15 protein-coding genes and 1 pseudogene are annotated in these 18,490 nt (G+C 66.0%); 8 read left to right on the forward strand and 8 right to left on the reverse strand.

Features of this window, described 5'->3' with window-relative positions:
• Positions 1 to 30: 30 nt before the first annotated feature.
• Positions 31 to 1,158, reverse strand: a complete 1,128-nt coding sequence (locus EF294_RS14110) for an NDMA-dependent alcohol dehydrogenase (protein ID WP_123931155.1) — start codon at positions 1,156 to 1,158, stop codon at positions 31 to 33.
• Between the two features lie 238 nt (positions 1,159 to 1,396).
• Here EF294_RS14110 and EF294_RS14115 point away from each other — a divergent pair, with 238 nt between their 5' ends.
• The 4 genes and pseudogenes from EF294_RS14115 to EF294_RS14130 all read left to right on the forward strand — a co-directional run bounded on the left by EF294_RS14115 (position 1,397) and on the right by EF294_RS14130 (position 5,900).
• The gene (locus EF294_RS14115) at positions 1,397 to 3,619 is read left to right on the forward strand and encodes an MMPL family transporter (protein ID WP_123931158.1); all 2,223 of its coding nucleotides are present in this window, start codon (positions 1,397 to 1,399) and stop codon (positions 3,617 to 3,619) included.
• 81 nt (positions 3,620 to 3,700) lie between these two features.
• Positions 3,701 to 4,559: pseudogene (locus EF294_RS14120) on the forward strand (ferritin family protein).
• Positions 4,543 to 5,400, forward strand: a complete 858-nt coding sequence (locus tag EF294_RS14125; protein ID WP_123931161.1) for an alpha/beta fold hydrolase — start codon at positions 4,543 to 4,545, stop codon at positions 5,398 to 5,400. Before EF294_RS14120 ends, EF294_RS14125 begins: the two are co-directional and overlap by 17 nt.
• Before the next feature lie 239 nt (positions 5,401 to 5,639).
• Positions 5,640 to 5,900 carry an SPFH domain-containing protein gene (locus tag EF294_RS14130; RefSeq protein ID WP_425459434.1) on the forward strand — a complete coding sequence of 87 codons (261 nt, stop codon included), beginning with the start codon at positions 5,640 to 5,642 and terminating at the stop codon, positions 5,898 to 5,900.
• Between the two features lie 109 nt (positions 5,901 to 6,009).
• Here EF294_RS14130 and EF294_RS14135 read toward each other — a convergent pair whose 3' ends face one another.
• Positions 6,010 to 8,181, reverse strand: coding sequence for a 3-hydroxyacyl-CoA dehydrogenase NAD-binding domain-containing protein (locus tag EF294_RS14135; RefSeq protein WP_123931164.1), 2,172 nt, complete (start codon positions 8,179 to 8,181; stop codon positions 6,010 to 6,012).
• A gap of 32 nt (positions 8,182 to 8,213) precedes the next feature.
• Positions 8,214 to 9,425 (reverse strand): acetyl-CoA C-acetyltransferase, encoded by a 1,212-nt coding sequence (locus tag EF294_RS14140; RefSeq protein ID WP_123931167.1) that lies wholly within the window; start codon positions 9,423 to 9,425, stop codon positions 8,214 to 8,216.
• Between the two features lie 130 nt (positions 9,426 to 9,555).
• On the opposite strand from EF294_RS14140, the gene EF294_RS14145 reads away from it, so the two are divergent.
• Both EF294_RS14145 and EF294_RS14150 read left to right on the forward strand, forming a co-directional pair.
• Complete coding sequence (locus EF294_RS14145) at positions 9,556 to 10,725, forward strand: TetR/AcrR family transcriptional regulator (RefSeq protein ID WP_123931170.1); 1,170 nt, start codon at positions 9,556 to 9,558, stop codon at positions 10,723 to 10,725.
• A gap of 78 nt (positions 10,726 to 10,803) precedes the next feature.
• Entirely contained in the window at positions 10,804 to 11,733 is a 930-nt protein-coding gene (locus EF294_RS14150; protein WP_123931173.1) for an adenylate/guanylate cyclase domain-containing protein, read from the forward strand.
• Here EF294_RS14150 and EF294_RS14155 read toward each other — a convergent pair.
• From EF294_RS14155 to EF294_RS14170, 4 genes are read right to left on the reverse strand one after another with little or no spacing between them, the layout of a single operon-like run.
• Positions 11,706 to 12,809: a sulfate/molybdate ABC transporter ATP-binding protein gene (locus tag EF294_RS14155; RefSeq protein ID WP_246007863.1), complete on the reverse strand. Its 1,104-nt coding sequence runs from the start codon at positions 12,807 to 12,809 to the stop codon at positions 11,706 to 11,708. The genes EF294_RS14150 and EF294_RS14155 overlap by 28 nt on opposite strands.
• Before the next feature lie 11 nt (positions 12,810 to 12,820).
• Positions 12,821 to 13,603, reverse strand: coding sequence for an ABC transporter permease (locus tag EF294_RS14160; RefSeq protein WP_123931179.1), 783 nt, complete (start codon positions 13,601 to 13,603; stop codon positions 12,821 to 12,823).
• Between the two features lie 17 nt (positions 13,604 to 13,620).
• Positions 13,621 to 14,388, reverse strand: coding sequence for a molybdate ABC transporter substrate-binding protein (gene modA / locus EF294_RS14165; RefSeq protein WP_123931182.1), 768 nt, complete (start codon positions 14,386 to 14,388; stop codon positions 13,621 to 13,623).
• A 57-nt stretch (positions 14,389 to 14,445) separates the two neighbouring features.
• Positions 14,446 to 14,865, reverse strand: coding sequence for a TOBE domain-containing protein (locus EF294_RS14170; protein ID WP_123931185.1), 420 nt, complete (start codon positions 14,863 to 14,865; stop codon positions 14,446 to 14,448).
• Positions 14,866 to 15,048: 183 nt separating this feature from the next.
• Here EF294_RS14170 and EF294_RS14175 point away from each other — a divergent pair, with 183 nt between their 5' ends.
• Entirely contained in the window at positions 15,049 to 16,062 is a 1,014-nt protein-coding gene (locus EF294_RS14175; protein WP_123931187.1) for an ATP-binding cassette domain-containing protein, read from the forward strand.
• Positions 16,059 to 16,916 (forward strand): ABC transporter permease, encoded by an 858-nt coding sequence (locus EF294_RS14180; protein WP_123931191.1) that lies wholly within the window; start codon positions 16,059 to 16,061, stop codon positions 16,914 to 16,916. Before EF294_RS14175 ends, EF294_RS14180 begins: the two co-directional genes overlap by 4 nt.
• Positions 16,917 to 17,054: 138 nt before the next feature.
• Here the strand turns inward: EF294_RS14180 and EF294_RS14185 are convergent, their stop codons facing one another.
• Positions 17,055 to 18,365, reverse strand: coding sequence for an ROK family protein (locus EF294_RS14185; protein ID WP_246007864.1), 1,311 nt, complete (start codon positions 18,363 to 18,365; stop codon positions 17,055 to 17,057).
• Positions 18,366 to 18,490 lie beyond the last annotated feature (125 nt).

Raw genomic sequence — 18,490 nt, forward strand, 5'->3', positions numbered from 1 at the left:
TGTCACACTTCGGTGTCGAACCCCCGCAGGTCAGTAGTCGTCGTCGCCGTAGACGATCATGCCGCGAATGTTCTTGCCCGACAGCATGTCATCGTAGGCCTCGTTGATCTGATCCTGTCGGTAGGTGGTGGTGATCAGATCCGAGAGGTTCAGCCGCCCGGCCCGATACTCGCGCAACAGGTTCGGGATCTGGGTACGCGGGCCGGTCCCGCCGAAGATCGCACCCTGGACCCGCTTCTGCAGCAAGGTCAGCTCAAACAGGTTGAGCTTGACGTCCATCGAGGCGAAGTTGCCCATGCCGGTGACGACCACCTGGCCACCCTTGCCGGTCAGGCTCAACGCCGGCGCGATGATATCGCCGAAGATCTCGCCGACGGTGATCACCGTGGTGTTGGCCATCGTGCCCCACGTGATCTCGTTCAGAACCGGAGCGGCCTCCTCGATCGAGGCGAAGGTGTGTGTCGCTCCGAGCTTCTCGGCCATCTGCAGTTTGAACGGCACCGGGTCGATGGCGACCACGTAGCGCGCGCCGGCCGCGGCGGCACCCTGGACCGAGTTGATCCCGACGCCGCCGACGCCGATGACGACCACCGTGTCGCCGGTATGGGTGTCGCCGATCTCGACGGCCGATCCCCATCCGGTGGCCACGCCGCAGCCGAGCAGCGCCGCCTCACGCAGCGGGATGTCGTCGGAGATCTTGACCAGCGATGCCTCGTTGACGGTGATGTAGGGCGCGAAGGTGCCGAGCAGACACATCGGCGTCAGTGGCGTGCCGTCAGCGGTGTGCAGGCGGTGGGTGTCATCAGCGATCGACAGTCCCGTCAGCAGCCGTGCGCCCTCGTCGCAGATGTTCTGCAACCCGCGCGAGCACGGTTCGCAGGTGCCGCAGGCCGGGATGAATGCGGTGACGACGTGGTCACCTTCGGCCAACCCCGTCACACCCGGACCGACCTTGGTGACCACTCCGGCGCCCTCGTGTCCGCCGAGCACCGGCATCGGTGACGGGCTATCACCGGTGCGCAGGTGGTGGTCGGAATGGCACAGCCCGGACGCGGCCAAGCGCACCTGGACCTCGCCGGCGACCGGGTCGCCGACCTCGATCTCCTCGATCTGCCACGGTTGTCCGGCTTCGCGCAGGATCGCGCCCTTGGTTCTCATGGTTCTACCCCTTCTCGTCACAGTCTGATGCTCCGGTCGCCATCGTCGTCCATCCATGCGCGTCTCGGCATGGCTTTCGCAAGATAGGCTCCGGCGCAATACATCTGCACAGCAACTGGCCTTGCCGCCACCGCGATAGGTACGCAAGTACCGACGCGGACGGTGCGCCGGTCACCAGGACCACTCCGATCTGGCCGCGGCACCGAATGGCTTGGCGGACTCGTGAAAGGATGACCGCATGGCCAGTTCGGAAATGCCCGACTCTCAACCTTCCCGGCTCTCATTCCTGCGCTGGCTGATCCCGGCGATGCTGATCCTGGTGTGGCTGATCATCGGCGGGGGGCTCGGACCGTTCGCCGGGAAGCTCGCCTCGGTCTCGACCAACGACAACACCGCGTTCCTCCCGGCCTCGGCAGAGTCGACCCAGGTCAACGATCAACTGTCCCGGTTCCAGGACACCACCGAGATCCCCGCGATCGTGATCGCGGTCCGCGACTCGGGAATCACCGCCGCCGACCGCGCCTACCTCACCGAGCAGACCCAGCGTCTGCAGGGCACAGAAGGCTTTGGATCGGCATTCTCGCCGGTCATCGGCTCCAAGGACGGCAAGGGCGCCGAAGTCTTCATCCCGATCTCCACCAAGGGCGAGCCCGCCGACACCGTCAAGACGTTGCGGGACTCGCTGGCCAATCCACCCAACGGCCTCGAGGTCAAGGTCACCGGGCCGGCCGGGCAGGTCGCCGACCTCGGCGAGGCGTTCGCCGGCATCGACGGTCTGCTGCTGCTGGTGGCCGGTGCCGTCGTCGTGCTCATCCTCGTCGTCGTCTACCGAAGTCCGATCCTGCCGTTCGTCGTACTCATCTCGGCGGTCTTCGCGCTCGGCCTGGCGTCGGGAGCGGTGTACTTCGCCGCCGACCAGGGCTTGCTCGAACTCAACGGGCAGAGCCAGGGCATCCTGTTCATCCTGGTCTTCGGCGCCGCCACCGACTACGCGCTGCTGCTGGTGTCCCGGTTCCGGGAGGAACTGATGCACACCGCCGACAAGTACACGGCGCTGCGCCGGGCGTGGCGAGCCACCATCGAGCCGGTGTCGGCCTCGGCGGGCACGGTCATCCTCGGCGTGCTGTGCCTGCTGTTCTCCGACCTCAATTCCAACCGCAGCCTCGGACCGGTTGCCGCCCTCGGGATCGTCGCCTCGTTCCTGGCATCGATGACCTTCTTGCCCGCCGTCCTGGCACTGCTCGGCCGGGCCGCGTTCTGGCCGTTGCGCCCGAACCTGGTCGAGACCGCACACCCTGCAAACACCGACTCCGACAACACCAAGTCCGGCGCCATCAGCGCCGACTTCGACGACACCACCTCGAACACCCATCGCTTCTGGTACGCGATCGCCCAGTGGGTCGCGGCGCGCCCCCGTACCGTGTGGATCGCAACGTTGATCCTGCTGGTCGTCGGTGCTTCGTTCGCCCCGATGTTCAAGGCCGACGGCATCGCCCAGACCGACTTCTTCCTCGGTGACGTCGATTCGGTTGCCGGCGCGCAATTGCAGGCACAGCATTTCGACGCCGGTGCCGGCACCCCGACGTGGATTCTCACCCGAGCCGATCACGCCGACGAGGTGGTCACCGCGACTCGCGGTGTCGACGGTGTCGCACAGGTCAGTGTGCTCAGCACCAACGGCGCCCCCGTCGTCCGCGACGGCGAGGTCGCGGTGCAGGCCACCTTGTCGGACAACGCCGAGTCCCTCGCCGCGCAGGACACCGTCGAACGCATCCGCACCGAAGTGCATGCGATTGAGGGGGCCGATGCGAAGGTCGGTGGTATGACGGCTGTCGACCTCGATACCCGCACCACCGCGATCCACGATCGCAATCTGATCATCCCGATCGTGCTCATGGTGGTCCTGGCAGTGCTGATCCTGTTGCTGCGCAGCATCCTCGCACCGGTGTTGCTACTGGTGACCACGGTATTGTCGTTCGCGACCACGCTCGGTGTGGCGGCCCTGCTCTTCAACGGCCCCTTCGGTTTTCCCGGTGCCGACCCGGTGGTCCCGTTGTTCGCATTCGTGTTCCTCGTCGCCCTGGGCATCGACTACAACATCTTCCTGATGACCCGGGTGCGTGAGGAGTCGATCAGGCACGGCACCCGCGCCGGCATCATCCGTGGGTTGACCTCGACCGGAGGCGTCATCACCTCTGCCGGTGTTGTTCTCGCCGCCACCTTCGCGGCGCTGGCAGTGATCCCGCTGCTATTTCTCGCGCAGGTCGCCTTCCTCGTGGCCTTCGGCGTTCTCGTCGACACGCTGATCGTGCGGACCCTACTCGTCCCCGCCCTGTCGCTCGACATTGGTCGCCGTATCTGGTGGCCAAGTAGCCTGTCCCACAAGAGATCCGAGTCCGACGAGAGTTCCGCCGATCCGGTCGCCACCGGCACCTCGTCGGCGGCGGGGAGTACTTCCTGAAGCGTTACGCGATTTCCCGCCGAACCGGCGGGTAACCCGATAGCGTCGGCCTCACCGCTCCGGGAAAGCAGGTCACCAACGATGACGCTCGCCGAGCACTCCGCCCCGACGCGGGCCGAGTTCTCCTCGATGCGTCGCGGCGACTGAACTAGGACTCGTTTTGCGTTGCGGTTGCTCGTGAAAGGCAATGGGCGGTTCTGGGATCCAGCCGCGATCGACTGCGGCGGTGACGCCGAGGACCGGCACGCGATCACCGACGAGCAACGACGGAGCGCAACGTTTCTGGTCGGTCGGTTCATCGCGGGTGAAGAAGCCGTTACCCACGACATCCAGCCGTTCAAGACGACGATGGCCGAGGGGCGCTTCGGCCTGCACGTCCTCGACCACGATCCGTCCGCGCTCAATCAGATCCGTGCCAGGGTCACCTACAACCATGTCATCGAGGGGTCGCCGGCGGTGACGGGCCATCACGCGCGTGGCAGACCCTGTGCACCCGGCACGGCATCTTCGCCGGCATGCAGCGGCTGATCCGGTTCATCGGCGACGACGAGCGGCGCCGCATGGCGTGGGGAACCTTCATCTGCCGTCCTCATGTGGCCGCCGACGACTCGTTGTGGGAGGCGATCAACACGCGGATGGGCGGGCTGATTCGTTGGCGCCGGGCATGATCACGTGGGTCAACGAGCAGTTCGACGAGCAGCCGTTCGGCCTGGACAACAACGAGTTCCTCACCTACGCCGCCGACCGGGCACGGCGACGGCTACCTGCGATCGAGTCGGCCCGCGGGCGCGACGTCGACGAAATCGATCTCGACCACTACCCTGCCGAACTCGAGGAGCGGTTCGGTGAGGAGGCCGAAGCGCTCGGCACCGTAGCGCCGACCCCCGATGACAAACGACTAGAACACGTTCTAGTCTGTGGGGGTGGATGTCTCCTTTGACGCGACCCGACGCGAGCTGACGACCGACAAGGGCGTGCTGCGCTACCACGAGGCCGGCGCGGCCGATGCTCCGCCGCTGATCCTGCTCCACGGCTCCGGCCCGGGCGTGACCGGATGGCGCAATTACCGCGGAAATCTCGGCTTCTTCGCCCAGACCCATCACTGCTACGTCCTCGAGTTCCCCGGCTTCGGGGTCAGCGATGCGTGGGAGGGCATGCCGGTGCTCACCGCAGGCAAGTCGGTGATCACCTTCATGGACGCACTCGGGATCGCCTCGGCACCGATGATCGGCAACTCGATGGGCGGCGTCGTCGGGGTGAACCTGGCCATCCGCCAACCCGATCGCGTCGAGAAGCTGGTAACCATCGGCGGCGTCGGCCCTAACCTGTTCAGCCCCAGCCCGAGCGAAGGTCTCCGTCTCCTGCAGGAATTCGCCGACGACCCCGATCGCGACAAACTGGTCCGCTGGCTGACCGCGATGGTCTACGACCGCACCCTGGTCACCGAGGAACTCATCAGTGAGCGCTGGGAGGTGGCGATGAATCCCGACGCCTTGGCCACAGCCCGAACAATGTACGGCTCAGCATCTTTCGAGATGCAACAGCAGTTCCTGGCGAGCGCCGACATTCCGCCGTACTGGGCGATGATGCACAAGATCTCCTGCCCGACCCTGCTCACCTGGGGTCGCGACGACCGCGTCAGTCCCCCCGACATGGCGCTGGCGCCGATGCGGCTGATCCCCGACGCACAACTGCACATCTTTCCGCGGTGTGGCCACTGGGTGATGATCGAGGCCAAGGAGGCCTTCGAGGCCACGGTGGCGGCGTTCCTGGCGAGCTGACCTGCCGTTTCGCCTGTTGATCTACTCGGGAAGCGGTTCCGGCGAGGGATTCTGGTCACAACCTTCTGCAATGGCGAGGATGTGCGGACCCAGTTGTCACCCGGCCGCTTTGTCAGCGGCAAGCACCATTCGTACCGCGACGCGCCGAGCAGCCGCGGCAAAAGGAGTGCGCCGGGTGCGTAGATCGCGGCGTGCTGTGGTCATGTGCCCTCCTGTCGATCATCGCCGTTCTGACCGCCGTGCCAAATGCGATCCGTTCGGCGGCAACTCAGCCGGCTTCGGCCAAGGCACGCGCCGTGGCCACGCTGGAGACCGCACGGGCGGCGAGAGCTGCAATGTGCACACTCGCCAACGCCGGCCGTGTACTCCACGCACACCCGGCATTGGCTCAGTTGCGCCTGGTCCAGGCAGCGCCGTATGGCACCAGGCTGGTGTTGTCGGTGGGTGATGCTGCGCACGTGGGCGATTCGGCTGCCGTACAAGTGGCCGACGACGACTGACGCAACGGTTGCCGCCGACGACACCCAGAGATTTGCTGCGAACGAAAGCAAAAGTGGGGGAAGAAGATTCTTCCCCCACTTTCACGTATCGCTCAGCTCATCAAGCGGCTCAGTACTTCTCGCCCTTGTTGGCCTTCTCCACCAGCGAGGCCGGCGGCTCGAACTGCGCGCCGTACTTCTTGGCCAGTTCGCGCGAGCGTTCGACGAAGCCGGCCAGGCCGCCTTCGTACTGGTTCATGTACTGCACCACACCGCCGGTCCAGGCCGGGAAGCCGATGCCGAAGATCGAGCCGATGTTGGCGTCGGGCACCGAGGTGATGACGCCTTCCTCGATGCAGCGCGCGGTCTCGACGGCCTCGGCAAACAGCATGCGCTCCTTGAGGTCCTCCAGGGACTGCTGGCTGCTGCCGGAGTCGAACTTCTCCCGCAGACCCGGCCACAGCTGCACGCGCTTGCCGTTCTCGTCATACTCGTAGAACCCGGCGCCGTCCTTCTTGCCGGTACGGCCGTGCTCGACGAGGTAGTCGATGACGGCGAACGATCCGTGCTGCGGAAATTCCTTGCCCTCCGCTTCGGCGGCGGCCTGGGATTCCTTGCGGATCTTCTGCATCAGAATGAGATTCAGCTCGTCGGACAGCTGCAGCGGTGCGGCCGGATAACCGGCCTGGGTGCCGGCGTGCTCGACCAGTGCCGGCTCCACACCCTCGCCGACGGCCGCGATGGCCTCGTTGATGAAGGTACCGATGACCCGGCTGGTGAAGAACCCGCGGCTGTCGTTGACCACGATCGGGGTCTTGCGGATCTGCAGGGTGTAGTCGATTACCTTGGCCAGCACCGCATCCGAGGTCTTCTCACCGCGGATGATCTCCACCAGCGGCATCTTGTCGACCGGCGAGAAGAAGTGGATGCCGATGAAGTCCTCCTGGCGCTTGACGCCCTGGGCGAGGATCGTGATCGGCAGCGTCGAGGTGTTCGAGCCGAGCACCGCGTCGGGTTCGACGACGTCCTCGATCTCCTGGAACACCTTGTTCTTCACCTCGACCGACTCGAAGGCCGCCTCGATGACGAGGTCGACACCCTTGAAGTCCGCAGCATCGACGGTCGGCGTGATCCGCGCGAGCAGCGCGTCGCTCTTCTCCTGGGTGGTCTTGCCCCGCGAGAGCGCCTTCTGCTCGAGCTTCTCCGAGTAGCCCTTACCGCGCTTGGCTGCCTCGATGTCGACGTCCTTGAGGACGACCTCGATACCGGCCTTGGCCGAGACGTAGGCGATCGCCGCACCCATCATGCCCGCGCCGATGACGCCGACCTTCTTGGCGGTGTACTTGTCGTAACCTTCCGGCCGCGAGCCACCGTTGTTGATGTGCTGCAGGTCGAAGAAGAACGCCTTGATCATGTTCTGCGCGACCTGACCGGTCACCAGCGACACGAAATAGCGGGTCTCGATGATGTCGGCGGTGTCGACATCGACGTAGGCGCCCTCGATGGCCGCGGCCAGGATGGCACGCGGAGCCGGCATGTTGGCACCCTTGATCTGCTTGCGCAGGAGCGCCGGGAAGGCGGGCAGGTTGGCCGCCACCGACGGATTGCTGACCGCACCACCGGGCATCTTGTAGCCCTTGTCATCCCACGGCTGCACCGCTTCGGGGTTGGCCTTGATCCATTCCTTGGCGGCCGGCACCAGTTCTTCGACCGAGCCGACGAGTTCGTCGACAATTCCGGTCTCCTTGGCCTTGGCGGCGTTGAACCGCGGGCCCTGCAGGAGCACGTTCATCAGCGCGGCCTGGAAGCCGAGCAGACGCACGGTACGCACGACGCCACCGCCACCGGGCAGCAGGCCGAGAGTGACCTCGGGAAGGCCGATCTGCACGCCCTTGATGTCCGCGGCGATGCGGTGGTGGGTGTGTAGCGCAAGTTCGAGGCCGCCACCGAGTGCGGCACCGTTGATGGCCGAAACGACCGGCTTACCGAGGGTCTCGAGCCGACGCAGCACCTTCTTCATGCCGTTGGTGCGCTCGGTGATCGCCGTGGCGATCTCCTCTTTGGTCTGGGTCTGCTCGGCAGTCATGTCCTTGAGGTCGCCGCCGGCGAAGAAGGTCTTCTTCGCCGAGGTGAGCACGACACCGGTGATGTCGTCCTTCTCCGCCTCGAGACGATCGACCGTGGCGGCGATCGAGTCCATGAACGTCTGGTTCATGGTGTTGGCGCCCTGGCTCTTGTCGTCCATGGTCAGGATGACGATGCCGTCGGCATCCTTCTCCCAATTGATCATGTTGTCACTCATGGTTTTCGCAGATTCCTTTGGTGATGTGGCCGTCAGAGACGCTCGATGATGGTCGCGACGCCCATGCCGCCGCCGATGCACAGGGTGACCAGTCCGTAGCGACCGCCGGTGCGCTCGAGCTCGTCGAGGCAGGTACCGACGATCATCGCACCGGTCGCACCGAGCGGGTGGCCCATCGCGATCGCACCGCCGTTGACGTTGACCTTCTCGTGCGGGATCTTCAGATCCTTCATCCACTTCATGACGACCGATGCGAACGCCTCGTTCAGCTCGAAGACATCGATGTCATCGACGGTCAGACCGGCCTTCTTCAGCGCCAACTCGGTCGCCGGGGTCGGACCCGTCAGCATGATCGAGGGCTCCGAGCCAACCTCGGCGAAGGCCACGACGCGACCGCGCGGGGTCAGGCCGTTGCGCTTGCCGGCCGCCTCGTTGCCCAGCAGCACGACCGCGGCACCGTCGACAATGCCGGAGCTGTTGCCACCAGTGTGGACGTGGTTGATCTTCTCGAGGAAGGGGTACTTCTGCATGATCACGTCGTCGAAGCCGACCATCTCAGCAAGCGCGGCGAAGGCGGGCTTGAGTTTGCCGAGCGATTCCACGGTGGTGCCCGGACGACGATGCTCGTCGTGATCGAGCACGATCACCCCATTGATGTCACGAACCGGAACCACCGACTTGGCGAAGTAACCACTCGCCCAGGCCTTCTCGGCGCGATTCTGCGACTCGACGGCGTAGCTGTCGACGTCCTCGCGGGTGAAGCCCTCGATGGTGGCGATGGTGTCGGCACCGATGCCCTGCGGGGTGATGTAGTGGTCATAGGCGGTCGCCGGGTCCATGAACAGGGCACCGCCGTCGGAGCCCATCGGGACGCGGCTCATCGACTCCACACCGCCGGCCAGGACCAGATCGTCGAAGCCGGAGGCGACCTTTGACGCCGCCATGTTGGTGGCCTCCAGGCCCGAGGCGCAGAAGCGGTCGATTTGGGTGCCGGGGACGGTCTCGGGCAGACCGCTGTTGAGCGCCGCGGTGCGGGCGATGACGCCGCCCTGCTCACCGACCGGCGACACGACACCCAAGATCACGTCGTTGATCTCGGCCGGGTCGAGTCCCCCGTGCCGGGCGAGAACCTCATTGATGATCCCCGATGCGAGATCAACCGGCTTGACGCTATGCAGCGCTCCGCCGCGCTGCTTGCCACGCGGCGTACGCAACGCCTCGTAGATGAATGCTTGATCGGCCACGATGCTGTGTTCCTTTCACATGAACCGGAGACGGTTACCACGCTAGGCTAACGCGGAATAACTTTTTTGGCCATACCCCGAGGTCAACACTTGATCCGGACCGGCAGAACTGCGCTATGGTCGATTCACCATGCCTAACCCGAAGCCCACTCGTGCCCGACCGGCCGACCGCAAGCGGCAACTCGCCGACCATGCGGCGACGCTGTTCGCCGAGCGCGGCTACACCCAGGTCGCCCTCGCCGACATCGCGCGGGCAGCCGGTGTCACCGCGCCCTCGGTCTACCGGCACTTCGCCGACAAGCACGCCTTGCTGTTGGCCGCGGTGATGGGTGGCGCGGACGAGTTGGAGGCGTGCACCGACCGGTTGCTCGACGGCACCGACGCGGGCCCCGAGGACCTCGTCGACGCGGTGTGCTCGATCGGGGTGCGCAGGCCCGCAGCCACGTCGCTGTGGCGCTCGGCCAGCCAGCACCTCAGCGAGGAGGAGAACCGGGTGCTCGTCCTGCGCATCCGCAGTGTCATGCACCGGTGGGCCAGGGTCCTCGCCTCGGGCACCGGCATACCCGAGCGCGAGGCCGTCGAATTGTGTTGGGCGACACTGAGCGTCGCTGGAAGTCTGGGAGTGCACAACGCGCGCTTGCCGGCCACCCGCTCGTTGGCCGAGCTCAAGACCCTCGTGCATCGGCTGATCACCCTGCGGCCCGACTCCGCTCCGCCGATGGTACCGGCGCCGGTGATGTCGCGCGGGTCCCGTACCCGCCGCGACGAGATCCTCGACGCCGCAGCAGAATTGTTCGCCCGACGCGGCTATGCCGGTGTGGGCGTTGACGACATCGGTGCTGCGGTGGGGATCACCGGTCCGAGTGTCTACCGGCACTTCAGTTCGAAGCTCGCCATTCTCGTCGGCATCGGCCGGCGTAGCGCCACCAGGTTGGAAGCCGGCGCGATGGCCGCTCATTCGACCACCTCGGACAGCGCGAAACTCCTGTCCTTGCTGGTCGATTCGTACGTCTCGACGCTCACCTCCAGCCCGGACCTGTCGGTCGGCTTCAACAACTCGGCGGTCTTCATCGGCCAGTCCGACGCCGCCGACCTCCTCGACGTCCAACGCAACTACGTCGCCCGCTGGGTCGACCTGATGACGCGCACTCATCCCGACCTCGACCGGCCTGAGGCGAGCGTGGCCGTGCACGCCGCGCTGTCGATCGTCAACGACGCCGTCCGCGTCCGACGCGGCACCTCGCGCCCCGACTTCCCGGCCCGGATGGCGTATCTGATGAAGGGGGTCCTGGGGGTCTGACGCACCGCTGCCACGCTCGTCTCAGCGGATGCGCCGTTGCTAGACTCATCAGGACCACGACGACGGGAGCCCGGCCCGATGAGTTTCGCCGCTGATTCCGGAGAGTCGCGATTTTCCCGCGACGAGCTCATCGCCGAGCTGGGAATCTCACCGGAGTACGCCGAGAGACTGTGGAACGCCTTCGGTTTCGCGCATCGGAGGACGACGGACAAGATCTTCACCGCCGACGAGGTGGACGCCTTGCGGCTGTTCGCCAGTTCCGAGGAGACCCTGCCGGAGCAGGCCCAGATCGCTACCGCCCGAGCAATCGGACAGACGATGTCGCGTCTGACCGAGTGGCAGGCAGACCAGATCCTGGATCTCGATCGCAATCCGGACGTCCCGTGGACCCGCGAGCAGATGATCAGCGCCATCGACGTCATCCAGCAGTTGATATGGCGACGTCACCTCACAATTGCGCTGGATCGCGACGTCGCCCGCGACTCCGACGAGAAGCACGATCTCGTCGTCGGTTTCGCCGACATCGTCGGCTACACGAGCTTGTCTCGACGCATCGGGATGGACGAGCTCGAGGACCTGCTCGAGAACTTCGAGGAGAGTACCTTCGGTATCGTCACCGACCGCGGTGGTCAGGTCGTCAAGACCCTCGGCGACGCGGTCATGTTCAGCTTCGACGACAGTGCAGAGGCGGCCGCCGCGGCGTTGGCGATCCAGCGTCTCAGCGATGACCGACCGACTCCACCCCTGCGGGTCGGAGTCGCCCGCGGTGCTGTCTTGAGCCGGCTCGGTGACCTCTTCGGCGAACCGGTCAACATCGCTGCACGACTGTGTGGTTCGGCCCGGCCGGGTACCATCCTGGTCGACGAGGCCGTGGCCGCCGACCTCGCCGACGTCGAACCCTTCCACCTGAGGTCGATCTCCGCATTGTCGGTGCGAGGGTATCGCAAGCTGCGAGCCAAGGTTCTCGAGGCCAACAAGTACTACGAGGGCGATCCGGCCGCGCCGTAGACCGAGACCTCGGTGGCCTTCACCGACAGCACGACCTCGGTACCCGGACTCAGATCAAGGTCGCCGACCGACGCCCAGGTCACCTCGGCCCCGATCCGGTGTGCGCCGCAGCGAGTGCGGACCAAGGCCCGATCTCCGGTCGGTATCACCTCTTCCACGACTCCCCGCCAGCTGTTGCGCGGACTGCCCTGCGGTTGCTGGAAATACACCGCCACCGCACGAGGCGAGAATGCCGCGGCCGCCCTACCGGCCTTGCCGGAGTGGGTCGCTGCCGATTCGGCCGCGGTACCGACCACCCGGATGCCGTCATCGGCGAGGACGGTGCCGGCGTCACGCAACTGCCCGACGATCAGATTCGTTCCGGCCAGCGTCGCCGCGAACGCCGATTCTGGACGGGCGAGCACCGAGGTGGTGGGCCCGGCCTGCACAATGCGGGCATCGTCGATCACCGCGATCCGATCGGCCAGGCTGACCACATCGATCAGATCGTGGGTGACCAGCACCGTCATCCCGGCACGGTCGGCGAGGAGATGGCGCATGAGCGAACGCATCTGTTGGGCCACATCGACATCGAGCGCGGCGAACGGTTCGTCGAGCAACAACACCTCGGGTTCGGTGGCCAGCGCCCGCGCGATCGAGACCCGCTGCGCCTGCCCACCGGACAGCCCCGACGGCATGCGGTCGGCAAGGTCGGCCACCCCGACCGCGTCGAGCCATCGCTGTGCCCGATTCCGGATGTCCTTGCGCGACAACCCGGCCGCCGCCGGACCGAATTCGACGTTGCGGCGCACCGACAGATGACCGAACAGTCTGGCCTTCTGCTCGAGCAACACCACCGATCGACGATGCGGCTCCACAAAGATATTGTTGCCCTGAAGAATTCGCGATCCGACCGCGACCCGGGAGTCTGGGGTGCGACGCAGACCCGACACGATCGACAGCAGCGTCGACTTCCCGGCCCCGTTCGGACCGATGATGGCGAGGGTGTCGCCGGGCGCAACCTCGATATCGGCGACCAGATCGGGGACAGCACACCGCACCGACGCTCGAAAACCCTGTTGCTCCGGCGATGTCATCGCAACACCGGTCACATCGCCACCACGGTGGAGCGCCTCAGGTGGACACCGACGACGATCACCAGGGCCACCACCATCAACACCAGGGCGAGCGGCAACGCCTGGCTGGGGTCGTTGATCGCGTCGAGGTAGATCTTGAGCGGTGCGGTTTGCGTGGTTCCGGGAAGATTTCCGGCGAAGGTGATGGTGGCACCGAACTCGCCGAGCGCACGGGCGAATGCCAGGACCCCACCGGCCACCAGAGCCGGACGCGCCATAGGCAGCGTCACCCGCCACAGGGTCCGCGTCGGCGACGCGCCGAGAGTCGCCGCGATCCGCTCGAACCCCTGATCGCCACTGCGCAACGCACCCTCTACGCTGAGTACCAGAAATGGCAGTGCCACAAAGACTTGTGCGATCACCACCGCTGGAGTGGTGAAGGCCACGGTGATGCCGACTCGGTCGAGATACTGTCCGACGAGACCGTATCGACCGAGGGCGTAGAGCAAGGCAACTCCCCCGACCACCGGCGGCAGCACCAGCGGAAGCAGCACCAGCGCACGGACGATCCGCACGACGACACCGTCGTAACGGGTGAACACGAGGGCTATCGGCACCCCGAGAACCACGCAGACCACGGTGGATACCACCGCGGTGACCACCCCTAACCTTAGTGCCGCAATCGAATCCGGCGAGGTCACCGAGGAGACGAAGATCCCCCATGGCATCCGCACGATGATCGCCAGGGGCCCGATGAGGATCAGCGCCACCCCCAGAACGGCGGGCAGATGAATCCATCGGGGGACGCGGCGCATCGGCGAGATCGGCGAGGTCAGTTCGGCGCGGCGAAACCGGCGGCGGTGAGGATCTTCTGACCGGTCTCCCCGAGCACGAAGCTCAGGAAATCGGTTGCCTGCTGGGGATGTTTGTTCGCCGTGAGCGTAGCGATCGGATAGTTGTTGACGACCTTGGCGAAGGCGGCATCGTCGACGACCGTCACCTTGCCGGGCACCGTCCTCGCGTCGGTGAGGTAGACCAGTCCCGCGTCGGCCTCGCCGGAGGTGACCTTGGTGAGCACCGCGGTCACCGACGACTCCAGGCTCACCGGCCTGACGGCGACGCCGGTGGTGCGCTCGACCTCAGCGGTGGCCGCACCACAGGGGACCTCCACGGCGCACACCACGGTGCGGATGGACGGATCGGAGAGGCTCGCGAAATCCCTTACCTGCTTGGGATTTCCGCTCGCGGTCACGATCACAAGTGTGTTGCGGGCAAAGATCTGGGGCGCGTTCACGAGACCGCCGAGCTTGCCCATCGTCGCTTCGTCGGCGGTCGCGAGGACATCGGCGGAGGCGCCCTGCTTGATCTGATTCACCAGCGCCGACGACCCGTCGAAGTTCAGCGTGACATCGACGTCGGGATGCTGCTGCTCATAGGCGGTCTCGATCTCGGTGAACGTCTTCTTCAGCGACGCCGCCGCGTAGACCGTCAGCGGGGTCTTGTCGTTGTCATCGGAAGAACACCCCACAGCGAGGCCGATGATGAGCGCCACGGCGCTTGCCAGGCACGCCAAGCGGGTCAGACGTCGGACCGTGGTCATCTGCACTCCTTGTGAGGGATGAGGGGAGAAGTCGGTATCGGCCCACTGAACAACAGGTCACAGATCCGCCGCGGCACGCTCGAGGAGAACGGTGGTCGCCTTGACCACCGCGGTCGCCACGACACCCGGCTCGAGTTCGAGTTCGCGCGCAGCCTCGGCGCTCATCAACGAGGTCACGGCGAACGGCCCACATTGCAGACCCACCTTGGCCATCACCCCGTCCATCTCGACATCGGTGACCAACCCGGTGAACCGGTTGCGTGCCGAGGTCAACACCGGCGAGGTCGATGCATCGGCGTGGGCGCGTTCGACGGCGATCTCGGCCAGTCGCACACCGTCGACCGTCGTGACCCCGCCGGCCGATCCGGCAGCGTTGTCGGTGCTCGCGGGTAACGTTCCCGCCGCAATCCATCGCCGCACGGTATCGTCGCTGACCCCGAGCAGAAGCGCCGCATCACGGATCCGGATCGAGGACATGGTACGTATCCTATCCGCAAAGTCGGGAAAAACGTTGATCAGAGTCCGCATTCGCGGTTGTTGGCCCGACTTTTGCTGATGCCGATGAATTGCGCATGCGCTCGCGGTCCATACCTGCGAACACTGCCGGCGCCCAGAAATCGCTGGCCAACCCACCCGTCCGGTCTACTAGCGTGGAGAACCATGACCGCAGCACCCTCCTCAGGAGCCGCACCCGGCGCCCATCCCGCCATCGAAGCCGTCGATCTGGTCAAGACCTTCGGCGACTTCACCGCAGTCAACGGCGTGTCGTTCTCCGTGCCCCCGGGATCGGTTCTCGGACTGCTCGGCCCCAACGGCGCAGGCAAGACGACGATCGTGCGCATGATGACGACGCTGTCGACCCCGACGAGCGGCACCGCGCGCATCGCCGGTCACGACGTCATCGCCGATCCCGACGCCGTGCGGCGGAACATGGGATTGACCGGGCAGGCCGCCACCGTGGATGAGATCCTCACCGGTCGCGAGAATCTCACGATGATCGGCGGGCTCTACGGTATCGGCCGTCGCGACCTGGCCCGGCGCGGCAATGAGCTCCTCGAACAGTTCTCGTTGACCGATGCCGCCGACAAACCGGTCCGCTCGTACTCGGGCGGCATGCGCCGACGACTCGACCTGGCCGTGAGCCTCCTGGCCGCGCCACCGGTGCTGTTCCTCGACGAGCCGACCACCGGCCTCGATCCGCGCAGCCGCAACGAGCTCTGGGATGTGTTGCGCGAGTTGGTGAAATCCGGGACCACCTTGTTGCTGACCACCCAGTACCTGGAGGAGGCCGATCAGCTCGCAGACGACATCGTCGTCATCGACCGCGGAGCGGTGATCGCCCACGGCACCCCGCTACAGCTGAAAGAGCGGGCCGGCGCGGCCAGCGTGGTGATTACCGTCTCCGACGGCGCAGACCTTCCACAAGCGCGAGACCTGCTCTCGCGCAGCGGTAACGAGGTCTTCGTCGACGAGAATGCGCGGACCGTGACCACCGCTGCCGCAGGTTTGTCGGATCTGACGCGCATCGCCGGCTGGTTCGACGACTCACAGATCGCCGTCGACGACCTCGGCCTGGTTCGTCCGAGCCTCGACGATGTCTTCCTTTCCCTCACCGGCCATCGCACCGAAGACGCCACCGCCGACGACGAGTCGGCCAACCAAGGAGCAGCATGAGCACCACGAGCGCCTCCACCACCGCGGCCGCCCGTACCGACCGGCCTGCGATACACCAGACGAATCTAGCGCAACAGACTTGGATCATGGTGCGCCGCAATCTCATCCATACCCGACGGATGCCCGAGATGCTGTCAGACGTGACGATTCAGCCGATCATGTTCGTGGTGTTGTTCGCGTTCGTCTTCGGTCCGGCGATCAGCCTTGGCGTTCCCGGGGTGAGCTACAAGGAATATCTGCTGCCCGGCATCATGGGTCAGACGATCGTGTTCACCGCGTTCATCGTCGCCACCGGGATCACCGCCGACCTGGAGAAGGGGATCGTCGACCGATTCCGGTCGTTGCCCATCCGCCGGTCGTCGGTGCTGGTCGGACGCAGCGTCGCCAGCCTGATCCATTCGTCGATCGGCATCGTCGTGATGGCCTTGACGGGGCTGATCATCGGATGGCGCATCACCACCTCGGTCGCCGAAGGCGCGGTGGGTTTCGCCCTGGTGCTGCTCTTCGGTTTCGGCATGATCTGGTTCGGCGTGCTCATCGGCTCGTGGTTGCGCAGCGTCGAGGCCGTCAACGGGTTCATGTTCTCGATCCTGTTCCCGATCACCTTCGTCTCCAACGCCTTCGTCCCCACCCAGAATATGCAGCCGTGGCTGCGAGCGATCGCCGAGTGGAACCCGATGTCGGCGCTGGTCCAGGCCATGCGCGTACTCTGGGGCAATGGCCCCGGCGCCGCTGCGGACGCCGCCTGGCCGATGCGTCACCCCGAACTGGCAACGCTTATCTGGGCGATGATCCTGACCGCGATCTTCTCCCCGTTCGCATTGCGCAACTACGCCAGACGCACGGCCGACTGACCCGGCCAAGGTCGTCGATCGGTGCCCCGTCGCCCCCATCCAGCCCGATGGGCGACGGGCTTACCACCGATGGTCGAGGTGCGTGGTAGCACTGGCGGACCAATCCTCGAGATCCTGCACGCCGCCGCTGTTCCCGAACTACTCCGTGACGGCGAGTGCGGCGAGCGGATCGCTGTAGATGGCGTCGAGGGATACCGCGCCGGCCGCCTGCTGCTGGACCGACGTGCCCGAATGCGATACGCGCACATCGCGATTGGGCACCACCGAGGTCTCTCGAAGCGAGCCGGCGACGACGGGCAGCGTCGTCGGGTAGTCGGTGAAGGCCTGCCCACCGAGGATCACGTGATCGGGGTTGAAGATGTCGGCGATCAGCGCCACCGTACGACCGAGTACCTGCGCTCGCTCCTCGAGCAGGGCGCGGGCGGTCGCGTCACCGCTACGGGCCAGCGCCAGCACTCCCTCGATGTCGTTGACCGGCAGATTCAGCGATTGCGCCGCCTCGACGACACCGGTGTCGGACACGGTGGGCTCCAGCCGACCGGTGCGGTTCGGGTCGAGCAGCGTGGTACCCGACGCAGGGAAGTGCCCGATCACCGGCGGCCCACCGGCAGGGGTGTGCACGGTGCCGTCGACGCTGAACGCGATCCCGACCATCTCCCGGGCATAGAAGTACAGGAAGCTCGACCGCTGATCGACGTCGGAACCGCTGGGGTTCACGACGAGCTCGGCGGCGGCCATGGCCTCCACATGCGAGGCCACCGACACCGGCAGCCCCACCGACTCGGCGATGACCTGCCCGACCGGAGCGTTCTCCCAGCCCAGGCGCGGATGATCGACGAATCCGCCCGACGACACACGGCCGCCGACGGCGACGCCGGCCCACAGGACGCGACGAGTGGTCCAGCGTCCGAGAAAGCGCTGGGCGCTCGCGCCGATCGCAGCGAGCGTCTGTTCCGGGGTATCGGCGATCGGGGTGGGGATCTGGATCGCGCCGACCACGCGGTGGAGCAGGTCATGCGTGGTGATGGAGGTGACCTTGTAGCCGATGTGGATACCCAGGGTCAGAAACGTCGAGACGTTGAGTTCGAAGGGCAGTCGCGGCCGCCCGACGGCGCCGGCCGGTGCGAGATCGGCTCGTTCACGCAGCAGTCCAGCCTTGAGCAGCGCGCCGACCTGGCGGTTCACCGTCGAGATGGACAGCCCCGTGAGTTCGGCGGCTTCGTCCCGGAACACCGGCCCCGAGAGTCGGGCGGTGCGCAGCACCAGCGCGGAGGGCTTGGTGGAGAGTTCGAGTTGCGGGGTCGCTACTCCGATGCCTCGACCCCCCTTGCGTAGCGCCCGCGTATCGACCCGGGCGGAACCACCAGGGATCGGACGGGGCCGGACGAAGCGCGGCGGGGCGGACGTCGGAGCGATGGTGCGGGTGCGGTGGTCGATCGTTGCGGTCATGAGTGGATGTGTCCTCGTGAATGTGCCACAAGGCTGCCATCGGCGTCCAACGGTCGAGTGTCTCGACGGGGGCTGCGGCAACGGGCTGCGGCGAATGGCTGCGGCGCCGAGATGCGCACCGCGGA

The sequence above is a fragment of the Gordonia oryzae genome (assembly GCF_003797185.1).
Taxonomy (GTDB): domain Bacteria; phylum Actinomycetota; class Actinomycetes; order Mycobacteriales; family Mycobacteriaceae; genus Gordonia; species Gordonia oryzae.

What these genes read in the sequence shown, in the direction of transcription:
- EF294_RS14185 (WP_246007864.1), bottom strand. Translation starts at nt 18,365, where the DNA reads ATGACCGCAACGATCGACCACCGCACCCGCACCATCGCTCCGACGTCC.
- EF294_RS14175 (WP_123931187.1), top strand. Translation starts at nt 15,049, where the DNA reads ATGACCGCAGCACCCTCCTCAGGAGCCGCACCCGGCGCCCATCCCGCC.
- EF294_RS14180 (WP_123931191.1), top strand. Translation starts at nt 16,059, where the DNA reads ATGAGCACCACGAGCGCCTCCACCACCGCGGCCGCCCGTACCGACCGG.
- EF294_RS14110 (WP_123931155.1), bottom strand. Translation starts at nt 1,158, where the DNA reads ATGAGAACCAAGGGCGCGATCCTGCGCGAAGCCGGACAACCGTGGCAG.
- EF294_RS14145 (WP_123931170.1), top strand. Translation starts at nt 9,556, where the DNA reads ATGCCTAACCCGAAGCCCACTCGTGCCCGACCGGCCGACCGCAAGCGG.
- EF294_RS14155 (WP_246007863.1), bottom strand. Translation starts at nt 12,809, where the DNA reads ATGACATCGCCGGAGCAACAGGGTTTTCGAGCGTCGGTGCGGTGTGCT.
- modA (WP_123931182.1), bottom strand. Translation starts at nt 14,388, where the DNA reads ATGACCACGGTCCGACGTCTGACCCGCTTGGCGTGCCTGGCAAGCGCC.
- EF294_RS14150 (WP_123931173.1), top strand. Translation starts at nt 10,804, where the DNA reads ATGAGTTTCGCCGCTGATTCCGGAGAGTCGCGATTTTCCCGCGACGAG.
- EF294_RS14115 (WP_123931158.1), top strand. Translation starts at nt 1,397, where the DNA reads ATGGCCAGTTCGGAAATGCCCGACTCTCAACCTTCCCGGCTCTCATTC.
- EF294_RS14170 (WP_123931185.1), bottom strand. Translation starts at nt 14,865, where the DNA reads ATGTCCTCGATCCGGATCCGTGATGCGGCGCTTCTGCTCGGGGTCAGC.
- EF294_RS14160 (WP_123931179.1), bottom strand. Translation starts at nt 13,603, where the DNA reads ATGCGCCGCGTCCCCCGATGGATTCATCTGCCCGCCGTTCTGGGGGTG.
- EF294_RS14135 (WP_123931164.1), bottom strand. Translation starts at nt 8,181, where the DNA reads ATGAGTGACAACATGATCAATTGGGAGAAGGATGCCGACGGCATCGTC.